The sequence below is a fragment of the Candidatus Bipolaricaulota bacterium genome, assembly GCA_021159055.1.
Lineage (GTDB): Bacteria > Bipolaricaulota > Bipolaricaulia > UBA7950 > UBA9294 > S016-54.
This window is the reverse complement of the sequence record JAGGSO010000044.1, coordinates 1-13,218: the sequence shown is the minus strand read 5'-3', so window position 1 is coordinate 13,218 and position 13,218 is coordinate 1. Positions and strand designations below refer to the sequence as shown.

General features: G+C 62.2%; 14 protein-coding genes. 2 read left to right on the top strand and 12 right to left on the bottom strand.

Translation table 11 applies throughout. From position 1 onward, the window contains the following. Positions 1-28: 28 nt before the first annotated feature. Positions 29-1,939 carry a transketolase gene (gene tkt, locus J7J55_02340; protein MCD6141545.1) on the top strand — a complete coding sequence of 637 codons (1,911 nt, stop codon included), beginning with the start codon at positions 29-31 and terminating at the stop codon, positions 1,937-1,939. Here tkt and J7J55_02335 read toward each other — a convergent pair. Genes J7J55_02335 through J7J55_02325 form a run of 3 tightly spaced genes read right to left on the bottom strand, consistent with a single transcriptional unit; the run spans position 1,926 to position 4,413 of the window. Beyond that, on the bottom strand, positions 1,926-2,879 hold the full coding sequence (locus J7J55_02335; GenBank protein ID MCD6141544.1) for an acetyl-CoA carboxylase carboxyltransferase subunit alpha: 954 nt from the start codon (positions 2,877-2,879) through the stop codon (positions 1,926-1,928). The two genes, tkt and J7J55_02335, sit on opposite strands and share 14 nt — an antisense overlap. Next, a complete protein-coding gene (gene accD / locus J7J55_02330; GenBank protein MCD6141543.1) occupies positions 2,876-3,712 on the bottom strand; it encodes an acetyl-CoA carboxylase, carboxyltransferase subunit beta in 837 nt (278 codons plus the stop codon). The genes J7J55_02335 and accD overlap by 4 nt, the downstream gene beginning before the upstream one ends. An 8-nt stretch (positions 3,713-3,720) precedes the next feature. Continuing rightward, positions 3,721-4,413: a DUF502 domain-containing protein gene (locus J7J55_02325; protein MCD6141542.1), complete on the bottom strand. Its 693-nt coding sequence runs from the start codon at positions 4,411-4,413 to the stop codon at positions 3,721-3,723. Between the two features lie 62 nt (positions 4,414-4,475). Here J7J55_02325 and J7J55_02320 point away from each other — a divergent pair, with 62 nt between their 5' ends. After that, positions 4,476-5,036, top strand: coding sequence for a lytic transglycosylase domain-containing protein (locus J7J55_02320; GenBank protein MCD6141541.1), 561 nt, complete (start codon positions 4,476-4,478; stop codon positions 5,034-5,036). A gap of 3 nt (positions 5,037-5,039) precedes the next feature. Here the strand turns inward: J7J55_02320 and J7J55_02315 are convergent, their stop codons facing one another. The 9 genes from J7J55_02315 to J7J55_02275 form a co-directional block, all read right to left on the bottom strand. Further along, on the bottom strand, positions 5,040-6,635 hold the full coding sequence (locus J7J55_02315; GenBank protein ID MCD6141540.1) for an AMP-binding protein: 1,596 nt from the start codon (positions 6,633-6,635) through the stop codon (positions 5,040-5,042). 1 nt (position 6,636) lies between these two features. Then, positions 6,637-7,251 (bottom strand): flavodoxin family protein, encoded by a 615-nt coding sequence (locus tag J7J55_02310; protein MCD6141539.1) that lies wholly within the window; start codon positions 7,249-7,251, stop codon positions 6,637-6,639. 18 nt (positions 7,252-7,269) lie between these two features. Continuing rightward, entirely contained in the window at positions 7,270-7,971 is a 702-nt protein-coding gene (locus J7J55_02305) for an ABC transporter ATP-binding protein (GenBank protein ID MCD6141538.1), read from the bottom strand. After that, a complete protein-coding gene (locus tag J7J55_02300; protein ID MCD6141537.1) occupies positions 7,972-8,688 on the bottom strand; it encodes an ABC transporter ATP-binding protein in 717 nt (238 codons plus the stop codon). It lies immediately after the preceding gene. Positions 8,689-8,728: 40 nt separating this feature from the next. After that, the gene (locus J7J55_02295) at positions 8,729-9,667 is read right to left on the bottom strand and encodes a branched-chain amino acid ABC transporter permease (protein ID MCD6141536.1); all 939 of its coding nucleotides are present in this window, start codon (positions 9,665-9,667) and stop codon (positions 8,729-8,731) included. Further along, a complete protein-coding gene (locus tag J7J55_02290) occupies positions 9,664-10,599 on the bottom strand; it encodes a branched-chain amino acid ABC transporter permease (GenBank protein ID MCD6141535.1) in 936 nt (311 codons plus the stop codon). Before J7J55_02290 ends, J7J55_02295 begins: the two co-directional genes overlap by 4 nt. A gap of 73 nt (positions 10,600-10,672) precedes the next feature. Beyond that, positions 10,673-11,866, bottom strand: a complete 1,194-nt coding sequence (locus J7J55_02285; protein MCD6141534.1) for an ABC transporter substrate-binding protein — start codon at positions 11,864-11,866, stop codon at positions 10,673-10,675. Positions 11,867-11,953: 87 nt separating this feature from the next. Continuing rightward, positions 11,954-12,811, bottom strand: a complete 858-nt coding sequence (locus J7J55_02280) for an alpha/beta hydrolase (protein ID MCD6141533.1) — start codon at positions 12,809-12,811, stop codon at positions 11,954-11,956. A gap of 4 nt (positions 12,812-12,815) precedes the next feature. After that, positions 12,816-13,218 (bottom strand): enoyl-CoA hydratase/isomerase family protein (locus J7J55_02275; GenBank protein MCD6141532.1); only part of this gene is annotated, 403 nt, incomplete at its 5' end.

Here is a 13,218-nt window from a genome sequence, read left to right as displayed (position 1 = left end):
GTGAGTTACATCGAACTGGTTCTGTCGTCTGTGCCACGGTCCAACCGGTTCTAATTGGCCGGATTGGGACCGGTTCGTCCTGTCCGGAGGTCACGCCTCTGCCCTCCTCTACTCCCTCCTCCATCTGTTCGGCTACGACCTGCCGCTGGAGGAGCTGAAGGCGTTCCGCCAGTGGGGGAGCCGCACCCCCGGTCATCCGGAGTTCGGGCTCACTCCGGGAGTGGAGGCGACGACCGGACCGCTCGGCCAGGGGATCTCGAATGCGGTTGGGATGGCGATCGGAGAGGCGCACCTCGCAGCCCGCTACAACCGGCCCGGACACGAGATCGTCGACCACTACACCTACGTCCTCGCCTCGGATGGCGACCTGATGGAGGGAGTGGCGAGCGAGGCGTGCTCCCTCGCCGGGCACCTGCGGCTGGGGAAGCTGATCGTCCTTTATGATTCAAACCGGGTGACGCTGGCCGGGGCGACCGATCTCGACTTCTCCGAGGACGTCGAGGCCCGGTTCCGGGCATACGGCTGGCACACCCAGTATGTGGCCGACGGGAACGATCTCGACGCGATCGACGCCGCGATCACAGCGGCGAAGGCGGAGACGAACCGCCCGTCCCTGATTCGGGTACGGACCGTGATCGGGTACGGGGCACCGCACAAGCAGGGGACATACAAGGTGCACGGGGCCCCGCTCGGGGAGGATGAGCTGCGCGCCACCAAGGAGGCGCTCGGCTGGCCGACCGAGCCGATGTTCCACATACCGGACGAGGCGCGGGAGCATTTCTCCTCGCTCAAGGAGCGGGGGAAGGAGCTGCGGGTCGAGTGGGAGACTAACCTCGAACGATACCGACAGGCGTATCCCTCCCTCGCGGCCGAGTTCACCCGCCGGATGCAGGGGGACCTCCCGGAGAACTGGGAGAGGAACCTACCCGAGTTCTCCTCGGACCCGAAGGGGCTCGCCACCCGCAAGGCGTCGGAGGCGGTCCTGCAGGCGCTCGCGGTGAGTGTCCCCGAGCTCGTCGGCGGTTCGGCCGATCTCAACCCGTCTACCTACACCTGGCTGAAGGGAGAAGGGGACTTCGAGCCGCCGGACGCGCCGCACGCGGACGTCCAGGGCGCGGTCGGGGGAGAGTGGGGCTACTCCGGGCGGAACATCCACTTCGGAGTGCGGGAGCACGCGATGGGGGCGATCGCCAACGGCCTTGCCTATCACGGCGGGTTCATCCCCTACACCGCTACGTTCACCGTCTTCTCCGACTACATGCGCCCTCCGATCCGGATCGCGGCGATGAGCAAGCTGCGCACGGTCTTTGTGTTCACCCACGATTCGATCGGGGTGGGGGAGGACGGCCCGACCCACCAGCCGGTGGAGCAGGTGATGAGCCTGCGGTTGATCCCGAACCTGACCGTGATCCGCCCGGCGGACGCGAACGAGGTGCGGGTCGCCTGGGAGGTGGCGATCGCGGATTCGTCCGGCCCGACAGTCCTCGTGTTCACGCGCCAGCGCGTCCCCACCCTCGATCGGAGTGACCTCGCCCCGGCAGAGGGGCTGAAGAAGGGGGGATACGTGCTGTGGGGGTCGGGTGATCCGCAGGTGATCCTGATCGGGACCGGCTCCGAGGTCCACGTCGCCCTCGCTGCAGGGAGGAAGCTGGCCGGAGAGGGGATCGGCGTCCGCGTCGTATCCCTCCCGAGCTTCGAGCTGTTCGAGCGTCAGCCACCGGACTACCGCGATTCCGTCCTCCCGCCCCAGGTCACGGCCCGCGTGGCGGTCGAGGCCGGAGCCACCCTCGGCTGGACCCGGTACGTGGGGACGGCGGGTGCGGTCGTCGGGGTCGACCGGTTCGGAGCGAGCGCCCCGGGCCCGGTCGTAATGGAGAAGTTCGGGATCACCCCAGAGCACGTCGCTGCGGTGGCAAAGCGGCTCCTCAGCGGTCGGTGAGGGTGCGGTAGCGTCCGATCCCGCGATAGCGGTCGTAGCGCGACTTCAGAAGCGCGTCGGGCGATAGCTCCACGAGTTCGCCCAGATGGCGGAGGAATGCGTCCTTGAGGGCAGCAGCGGTCTTGGCCGGATCCTTGTGCGCTCCGCCGAGGGGTTCGGGTACGACCTCGTCGATCACCCCGAGCTCGTGCAGGCGCGGGGCGGTCAGGTTTAACGCGGCTGCCGCCTCCCGCACCCGCTCCTTGTCCTTCCACAGGATCGCCGCCGCGCCCTCGGGGCTGATCACCGAGTAGATCGCGTTCTCCAGCATCAGGATCCGGTCGGCGAGCCCGATTGCGATCGCTCCCCCCGAGCCCCCTTCCCCGATCACCGCGCTGATGATCGGGGTGCGCAACTGCGCCATCGTCTCCAGGTTCACCGCGATCGCCTCCCCGACGTTGTTCTCCTCGGCGGCAAGGCCGGGGTAGGCCCCGGGGGTGTCGATCAGGGTGATCACCGGGAACGAGAACCGCTCGGCGAGGCGCATGATCCGCCGCGCCTTGCGATAGCCCTGCGGCCGCGGCATCCCGAAGTTGCGCAGCTTGTTCTCCTCCATCGACCGGCCCTTCTGCTGCCCGATGACCGCGACTGTGGTTCCGTCGAGGCGGGCGAGCCCGGCGACGATCGCCGGATCGTCCCCGGAGAGACGGTCACCGTGCAGCTCGTAGAAGTCCTCGAAGATCATCCTGATGTAGTCGAGGGCGTACGGCCGGTCCGGATGGCGGGCGAGCTTCACCCGCTCCCACTCGGACATGTTGCTGTAGAGCTCCTTGCGCAGAGCGATGAGCTTCTCTTCCAGCCGGGCGATCTCGGCCGAGAGGTCGATCCCATCGATCTTGTTCAGCTCGCGCAGCTCCTTGATCTTGGCTTCGAGAAGGTCGAGTGTCTGTTCGTCGCTCATCCTGCCTCCACGAACAACGAGAGGAGCCGGCCGAGCTCGTTCTTCAGCTCCTCCCGTGGTACTACCCTATCGATCGCTCCATGGGCAAGGGCGAACGCGTCGGTCTGAAAGTTCTCCGGAAGCTCCTCGGCGATCGTGTCCCGGATCACCCGTCTACCGGCGAACCCGATCGTCGCTCCCTTCTCGGCAATGATCACATCCCCGAGGGAGGCGATCGACGCCAGAACCCCGCCGGTCGTCGGGTAGGTCATGATCGAGATGAACGGGATCCCTTCCTCAGCCAGGCGAGTGCGGACCGTCGACACCTTTGCCATCTGCATCAGAGAGAATATCCCCTCCTGCACCCGCGCCCCGCCGGACGAGGAGACGAGGACGAACGGGACGCGGCGGCGGATCGCCTCCTCCATCCCGTGACAGATCTGCTCCCCCATCACCGATCCCATGCTTCCGCCGATGAACTGAAACTCCATCACCCCGATCACCACCGGAATCTCGGTCACAGTCGCGCTCCCAAGGATGATCGCGCTCGGCAGCCCTGTCTTCTCCTGTGCCTCCTCGACCCGCTTCGGATAGGGCTTGGTGTCGCTGAACCCGAGTGGGTCGTCGGCAACGATCGGCTTGGAGATGTCGACGAACGTCCCGTCATCGATCAGGGACTCTAACCGCTCCCGTGCCGTGAGGAAGAAGTACGCTCCGCAGTTGGGGCAGATGTTGTTGTTCTCCCGCACCCGCCGCTTGAACACGAGCTCCCCGCACGACTTGCAGCGCATCCACAGGGACTCGTCCGGCTCCCGGGTGAGGTCAACGCGGAAGTACTTCTTATCCTTGAATATCGCCATAATCACTCCTTACGCCGTTTGTGGGCAAACGGTTTGAACCACGGATGCTGCAACTCTTCATCGTCCTGCTGTTCCGTCTCCAGGCTCGTGGGGAGGGCCGATCCACTCGAAATGATCATGGATAGGGCGTCCTCCACCGGCATGTCCAGGTAGGTCACCTTCTCCCGCGGGACGACGAGCATCATTCCGGAGAGGGGGTTAGGAGCAGTGGGAGCGTAGACGAGGAGCGAATCCTTGCCCGTCTTCTCCTCGAGCTTTCCCACCTCCTCGTTCGTCACCAACCCGATGATCCAGATCCCATCCCGCGGGTACTCGAACATCACCACCTTCTTGAACGATGTGCTGTCGTGCGCCAGCAGAGCATGGGAGAACCGCTTGAACGCCACGTACATCCCCCGCACCCCAGGGACGGACGAGAACAGCCGGTCGAGGTAGTATTGCACGGCCCGTCCCAGGAAGTTGCGGGTGATCAGCCCGACGATCAAGATGAGGATCAACAGGATGTAGATTCCCATCCCCGGGATCCACCTTCCGAGGGCGCGGACTACCATCTCCCCGAACGGGGTACTCCTCCCCACCAGCCCGTCCAGCATCCGGTAGAGGGACCAAAGGATGTAGACAGTCAGCCCGATGGGGAGGATGGCCAGAAGGCCGCTCGTGAACGTATCCCACAGACGGCGCAAAAATACCCTCATCGGACCGTCACCTGCTCTTGTCCGATCACTCGTATCGCCTCAAGCTGGTATTATAGGGGATGATGAGAAGGAGCGCATACCGAAGCTGGATCGTATGGGGAACCATCGTGCTTGTCCTCGTCGCGGGGGTGGGGCTAGGAGCAACCATCCTCTACCCCCTGCGCTACGAGGGGATGATCACCGACTACTCGACGGCGCAAGGACTCGATCCGTATCTTGTGTTCGGGGTGATCCGGGCGGAGAGCCGGTTCCGCGCCCGGGCGGTCTCCCCGGCCGGAGCGATCGGATTGATGCAGATCACCCCGGCAACCGGGGAGTGGATCGCCGGGAAGATCGGGATGACCGGGTTCACCCCGACTGACCTGTACGAACCCGAGACAAACGTCCGGTTTGGGACCTGGTACCTGCGCTACCTCCTCGATCGGTTCAGCGGCGACGTGGCCACTGCCCTCCTCGCGTACAACGCCGGTCCCGGGGCGGCCGAACGCTGGGCGAAGGGGAATGAGGGGGTCTACCCGGAGACTGCCGCCTACCTGGAGGCGGTGCAGCGGGCGGAGAGGGCGTATCGGGCCCTGTACTCCCTCCCTGCTATTGGGTGGTTCCTCCGCCTCCTCTCCGGATAGGGCCTATTTCTCCTCGTACATCTCCTTGATCTTGCGCTTGTCGATCTTCCCGGTCGCGGCCTTGGGGAGGGAGTCGACGAACACGATCTTGCGCGGCTTCTTGAACGAAGCGAGCAGCTTCTCGACGTGCGCAATGATCTCTTCCTCGGTCAGCGTCTGGCCCGGTTTGGGGACGATGATCGCCTTGGGGGTCTGCCCCCACTTGGGATGCTTCCCCCGGACGACGACGACGTTCGCCACCTTGGGATGGGTGAGGATCGCCCGCTCGATCTCGGCGGGGTAGATGTTCTCACCCCCACTGATGATCATATCGTCCGCCCGGCCGAGGACGTAGAAGTACCCGTCCTCGTCCCTCTTTCCCAAGTCGCCGGTGAATATCCAATCCCCCCGGAATTTCTTCGCCTCGTCCTCCGGTCGGTTCCAGTATCCGGCTGCTCCGGTTGGCTCACGCCGGATGATGATCTCGCCGACCTCGTTTGGACCGAGCTCCGCGCCGGTCGTGTCCACGACCTTGAGCTCAAGAAAACCGGGCGGCTTCCCCATGCACTCGCTCCCCCTGGTCAAGGTCGGGTCGTCGGGGGTACGCGCCGGCCAGTTGAGTCCGGTGGCTCCGGTCTCAGTCAGGCCGTATCCGCTCACGTAGGCGATCCCGCGATCGATGAACGCCCGCTTCAGCTCCTCCGGCTGCGGCTCTCCCCCTCCGTTCACCGCGCGGAGGGAGCCGACGTAATCCTCCCAGCCGTCCACCTGCACCAGCATCTTGAGCTGCGTGGCGATCCCGAAGTGGTAGGTAACCCCGAACTCCTTGATGATCTCAAGCGCATCCTCCGGGGACCAACGGGGTTCGAGCACGATCGTCCCCCCGATCATCAGCATGTACATCTGGAAGACCGTGATCCCACCGGAGTGGAACAGCGGGGATGTGCCGAAGTAGACGTCGTCCCGGGTGAGTGAAGCGGAGATGCCGTTGTAGAGTGAGGCGAAGAAGGTCCCTCTGTGGGTGAGCTTCACCCCCTTCGGCATCCCGGTGGTCCCAGCGGTGAACAGGATCATACACACGTCGTCCGGCGCGGTCACCACCCCGGGGTTCGTCTCCGGCATATCGGCGGTGAACGCGTGGTATTCGACAGCCTTTTCGATCGTCGGGCCGCCGAGTTCCACTGCACTTAGATCAGGGTACTGGTTCAGGATCTCTGCCACCTTCTCGCTGTATTCGGTGTCGTAGATCAGGATCTTCGGGGTGGTGTCACCGATGAGGAATTTCAGCTCCTCGGCCGCCAGCCGGAAGTTCGCCGGGGTGTATATCGCCCCGATCTTGAAGCAGGCGAGGATCGTCTCGATCGTCTCCACCCGGTTGGGGAGGAGGACAAAGACCCGATCCCCTTTCTCTACGCCGGCCCCGGTGAGGGCATGGGCGAGTCGATTGGCGCGGGCGTTCAGCGCGGCGTAGGAGAACCTCTTGTTCTCCTGTTTGCCGGTATCGATCACGGCTGTCTTATCGGGAAATCCGCAGTGCGACGCGTTGTTCGCGATGATGTTCGCGATGTTGTAGACCGTACCATAGCCGGGGTAAACGCTTGCGATCGGATTTTCCACCATTTCACTCATCTCCTTTCTTGCTTTTTTGCTCGCATGTTTTCTCCAACAGCCAGGCGACGTTTTCAGCAAACTGCTTGACGATGTCCATCCCTTCCTCGTCCTTGGCCGCGTCGCCGATGCTGCGGGCCACTCCTACATTCCAGTACATCGAGCCGGGGATGACGAAGTTATTGAGGTTGAACCAGAGCAGAAGCTGCGCGAGCGCGAAGTTCTGCCCCGCCCGCCGCGCTACGGTGATCGGACCGCCGATCTTCCTGTCGAACAGGCGGGGCCCGCTGTGCGGATGATCTCGTATCCCGGGGAAGCTCGCCCGCACGAGCAGTGACCACAGCGAGGGATGGACCGCACTGTAGTGAACCGGAGTTCCGACGATGATTGCATCGGCGGCTACCATCTTCCCAAACAGCGGATGAAAGTCATCCCCATGCTGCTGGCATTCGTAGCTCTTCGCCTGCCAGCACATATAACATGCCTTGCACGGGTTTATCGTCTTCTCGACGAGGGTGACAATCTCTGTCTCCACGCCGTTTTCCGCGAGCGTCTCCTGAGCTGTGCGCAGGTACGCTTCGGTATTGCTTTCCTCCCGCGGGCTTCCGCTGATCAGAAGTGCTTTCATATTTCCCCCTGATTCTAGTTACAGGCCAAGGTAGGACTTCCGAATGTGGTCGTTCCCCGACAGCTCCTCGGTATCCCCTTCCAACACGATCCGGCCGTTCTCGATCACGTATCCACGGTCGACCGCCTTCAGTGCCTGGTATACGTTCTGTTCCGCGACGAGGACGGCCACCTTCGTCTTGATCTCCTGCAGCTTGCGGAACAGCTCGGATACCAGCGACGGCTGCAGCCCCAGGGACGGCTCGTCGAGGATGATGAGCTTCGGGTTGGCCATCAGAGCACGGGCGATCGCCAGCATCCGCTGCTCCCCCCCACTGAGCGTGCCGGCACGCTGTCGCACCCGTGCCTGCAAGACAGGGAACATCTCAAACACCATCTGCAGCCGTTCCTCCATTCGTTCTCTGCCGTTTGGGACATAGGCTGCCCCCGCCTCCAGGTTCCCTCGTACGGACATGAACGGAAACAGCTCCCGCTCCTGTGGGACTACGGCGATTCCACTGCGGACGATCCGGTGCGTGGGTAGGTGGTGGATCGGCTTCCCCAGGAAGGTGATCGTCCCATTGGCTGGTCGGGCGACTCCCAGGATCGCGTTTACGAGCGTGGTCTTTCCCGCACCGTTGGGACCGAACAGCCCGACGCACTCTTCCCCGACCTCAAGCGATAGATCCCACAACACGTGTTGTTTGCCGTAGAAGTTGTTGATCTTCTCCACCCGAAGCATCTAATCCTCCTCCCCGAGATAGGCGCTGATCACCCGTTCATTGCTGGAGACCTGTTCGTACGGGCCGTCTGCGATCACCTTCCCGCCGTCCAGAACGACCACCCGATCGGTCAGCTTGCGGATGACGCTCATCACGTGCTCGACGACACAGAGCGCGACTCCACGCGCGCGGATCTCGCGGGCGGCATCGATGATCTCATCGGTTTCGTCGATGTTGAGGCCGGCCATGACTTCATCAAGGAACAGCACCTTGGGCCGGGACGCCAGGGCGCGGGCGATCTCCATCTTTTTGATCTCCAGGGCGGTGAGGCTCGATACGTCGCGCTCCGGGTTGGGAAGGCCGAGAAAATCGGCGATCGCGATCGCCTCCTTGCGCGCCTCGCGCAGGTTCATGCCGCGGCCGAACAGAGCGGCGACCATGATGTTCTGAAGCGCGTTCAGATCGGTGAGCGGATGGATTAATTGGAAGGTTCTCCCGATCCCCAGCCTGCACCTGGCATGTGCCGGGAGTGAGGTGACATCCCTCCCGTCGAAGAACACCCTCCCGCTCGATGGAGGATACACCCCGGAGACGACGTTGATGAAGGTGCTCTTCCCCGCTCCGTTGGGGCCGATTATCCCCAGGATTTCATCTTTTCCAAGCTCCAGATCCACTCCGTCGAGTGCGACCAACCCGCCGAAGCGGATGGTCAGGGCATCAGTTCTCAGAATGGGCATTGGTTGGACCTCCGACCATAAATCCGATACTCACTTTTCCTCATGGGACGGCCTTCCTATCCTGCCCGCGGCGGGTGAGCGCCCGGATCGTCCCCACGATCCCGCGCGACATGAACAGCATGACGACGATGATGATCACCCCGTAGACGAGTCGATGCCCATAGGGAATCTGCAGTTTTAGGTACTCTCCCAGTGCCCCGAGGACCAGCGCGCCGACGATCGGCCCGGCTGTGCTGTAGATCCCGCCCAGCAGCGCCATCGCCAATGGGAGGAGGAGGAAGTTGACGTTGAACGTCTCCTCGGGAGAGACGAACCCGTAGATCTGCGCGTAGGTTCCGCCGATTATCCCCTGCAGGGCGGCGGTGACGGAAAAGGCGAACACCAGGTACCTGAATACATCGACGCCGCTCGATTTAGCAACGAGCTCGTTATCGCGGATGGAAGTGAGAGCAAAGTAGATCCGCGTCCGCTGGAAGGCCTCGGATGCAGCGATGGTGATCAGTACAACGGCCAGGGCTAGCCAATACATCTTGCTGGCGTCGCCGCCGAAGACGACCGAGGGGAGCATCCTCCCGGCCGGCCCCCCGGTGAGAGAGGGGATGTTCTTCACGATCAGCATGAATATGCTCGCCAGCGCCAGCGTGACGATGGCGAAGTACATCCCCCGCAGCCGCAGAACGGCGAATCCCAGCCCCAGCGCTACGATAAACGCCACCGCTCCGCCGAGGATTATTCCGATGATCGGATGGGCTCCGGTTCCGAGCTGGAAGAGAACAGCCGTGTAAGCGCCGAGTCCGAAGAATCCGGCGGTGCCGAAGCTCAGCTGTCCCGAACGCAGGAGCATGTCCCAGCTCAAAGCGAGTCCCATGTAGATCAGGATCGTTATCGCCACCTGGCGCAGGTACAGGCCGGTGTAGAACGGAAACGAGACAGCTAATGCAATGATGATCCCGTAAACGATGTATCTCCAATTTTTCATGCGGTGTGCCTCCGGTACGACTTGGCCATGATCACGGCGATGAGGAGAGCGAAGAAGACAACGTCCGACCAGCCGCCGTAGCCCTGAAAGGAAGAGACGAACGCCTCGGCGGTTCCCAATCCCAGCCCCATCCAGAGGATTCCGGGCAGGTTCCCCACCCCGGCCATGGCGATCAGGCAGAACGACTTCATCGTGTATGGCGCTCCGACCCCGGGGAAGATCGAGTGCCCGGTGAGGAACAGCCCGCCGATGGCGGCGACCATGGCGATGGAGAGGCTGAAGATCAAGAGATAGGTACGGTTAACATCGATCCCGACCAGCTTCGCCCCGCGGGGATTCTGTCCCACGGCGAGCGCCGCCTGTCCGGTCCGGGTGTAGCGCAGGAACCAGAGGAGGGCGATGAGAACGACGACCGCCCCGAGGAGGTAGGTGAACCCGAACGTCCCGAACGTGAGCGACCCGATGCTCGCCGATGAATAGACATATCTTAACGGGAGTTTCCTCGACTGGGACGTCCACATCAGGTTGGAAAATTCGGTGAGCACCATGGCCAGCCCGAACGTCAGGAGGAGCTGGTTCAGCTCCGGCGCCTTGAGCACGGGTTTTATCGTCACGAGGTAGGTAAGCGCGCCGATGATGAAGAACGCCAGAAACGCGGGGATCATCGCGACGAGCGGATCGATCCCGGTGTGGACGCTCAGCCAATAGGCGAAGTAAGCGCCGAGCATCATGAACTCGCCGTGGGCAAGGTTGATGATCCCAACGATCCCGAGGATAAGGGCCATCGGAAGAGCGATCAGCGCGTACAGCCCCCCGCGTTGCAGCCCCTGGATCAGCGCGTACGGCTTCCATACCCCAAGAACGACAGCCACTCCGACGATGAGGAGCGGGAGTAGAACATACTTCCACTTAAATCTTGTTGCAGATTCCATATTCGACCCAGCCTTTTGACCCCGGGCCGGTTTTGCCGGCCCGGGGTGGCTTCATCCATGGAGGTAGAGAAATCTACTCTCCGCCGAAATGGAACGGGTACACGAGATCAGCGGTGGAGTACTCGAACGGCCAGATCACCTGCTGCTCACCGTTCTGCCACTGCAGGATCTTCTGGCCCTGGAACCCCTGATGCTTGATCGCGTTGGACGGGGTGAACGTCACGGTCTCCCCGAGCGGGGAATCGTACTTCGTCTCCTCCAGCGCCTTGATCAGGGCTTCCTTGTCCAGGGACCCGGCCCGTTCGATCGCCTGCGCCACGATGTAAACGTTGGTGTACCCGAGCGGGCAGAAGTAGGTGGCCGGTTCCTCGTTGTACTTTGCGATATAGGCATCCCAGAAGTGCTTGCTCACTGGGTTGACGTTCTTCATTGACGGAGCCCACATCCCGTACAGGACGACGTCGTTGGCCAACGGGGACTTGCCGAAATCGACCGGCCACCCCGGAGGGGAGCCAACGAAGATCGGAGGCTCAAACCCGATCGCCTTCGCCTGCTCCATGATCGGGAGTGCATCGGCTCCATAGCCGATCCACAGGAAGAGATCCGGGTTTGCGGCCTTGGCGTGCTGGAGGACTGCGGTGTAGTCGCCCCCGCCCAGGGCGGCGCTCTTGAACGACTCACCGGAGACGTCCCAATCCTTGAACGCGGCTACGGTCCCTTGATAAGAAGTGGTTCCAAACGCTCCGTCCTCGTAGGCGACGAACACTTTGTGGATCTTGACATCAGGGTACTTATCCACGATATCCGCCCAGCCTTTCACGTAGCTCTCTCCTTGGAGATAGTCCCAGGGATGGAGATGGAAGTACCAATCGCAGTCTTTTAGGGCATCCTCGCATACATGGGACGCAGCTCCGGCCCATACCGTGACCTTCTGATATTTCTTAAGGATGGGGATCTCCCCCATGTGAACTCCGCTTGACATCCCGCCGATGAGGACATCGACCTTATCCACCGTCACCAACTTCTCGATCGCCGCTGCTCCCTTGGCGGGATTGAACTCGCTGTCCATCACGATCAGCTCGAGTGGACGACCGAGGACCCCACCGGCGGCGTTGATCTCGTCGACCGCCAACTGCATCGCCTTCGTCATCTGGGCACCAGTGATATCGCCCAGCGGATTGACCGCTCCAAGCTTGATCGGGGTCTCGTCTGCCGCGGCGAGGAATACCACCCCGATGACCAACACCATAGTGAGGAGGGGAATCAACACCCTTCCCGAGACTTGCCATTTTTTACTCATCTTGACCTCCTGTCGTTAGAGAATTTGTGAGTCCGTTCTTTGCCCTGCCTGTCCTTAACTTCTTGCATCACCTCCTGTTTTCGTGCCGGGCTGCTCGCCCCGGCACTGCGAGTGTTTTGTAACAAACCCCAGGATAAGCGTCAGGAACTCGTCTGCCTTCTCCAGGAACGCCCCGTGCCCCGCTTCCGGGATCACGACAAACTCGGATCCTTTGATCTTTTCGTGCATCGCTCGCATCAGCTCCACCGGCGTGATGATGTCGTCCTCAGCGCCGATGAGTAAAGTCGGAACGGTGATTCTCTCCAACTCCTCCGGTGACACCCGGAAGTTATTGGTGCTGTGCGATAGCCTGATGAACGCCTCGAACCACTCCTTGGTGAGCATCTCTTTGAACATCTCCTGGCGGGCGTGGAGCTGGTCCAGCGCCCGGGCGTAGAAGGAGCGGGAGTAGATAAACGGGATGGCGAGCTTGAAGAACTTCTCCCCGTCGTTCAGCGCGGCCGCGACCTCCCACGCCTTGCCGATCTCGCTCAGGTGGTTGGTGATGTAGTTGTTCGTGTTGGGGAGGATGAGGGTATGCAACCGGTCTTGATGGGCGAGGGTGAACTTCAGCGCCACCTGCCCGCCGTACGACAGCCCGAGGAGGTGGACCTTGGGAAGCCCCAGCTCATCCAGCAATGCCAACACATCACCGACGTGTATGTCGAGGGAGTACTCCGCGGACATGCGGGAGGAGCGCCCCTGGTCGCGGAAGTCCATCAGTATCAGCTGGAATTGCTGCGATATCACCGGCACCAAATAGGCCCAGCTGATGGTATTCATCATGATCCCGTTCAAGAAGAGGATGGGGGCTCCTTCCCCGTGGACTTCGTAGTAGATCCTGGCTCTGTCTTTTGTCTCTAGAAACGCCATCTCGTCATCCCTCCTGGATGTTTTTGTTTCGCCGGGTTGTTTTCAACCGCCCGTCACGCAGCTGCTCTTCCATCAACCGCGGGAAATAATCGTGGGAGAAGCACGTGGAAAACTGCTCCGCCTCCACGTCAAGGCCTTGGTCCAACGGAAGCCGCTGCGCCGCGTAGGCCGCACGCTTTGCCGCCGATAGGGCGTACTGAGGATGATGGAGGATCTTGGTGAGCAACTCCTCGCAGTGGTTCAGCAGCGCATTGTGCGGGGCGATGCGGTGGATCAGCCCTATCTGGAGCGCTTCCCCCGCGGTATAGAGGTGGCCGGTGAGGATCATCTCCATCGCCCTCCCGATTCCGACCACTCGGGGCAGGCGCTGCGTCCCGCCCCCGCCAGGGATCAGCCCCACCTTCACC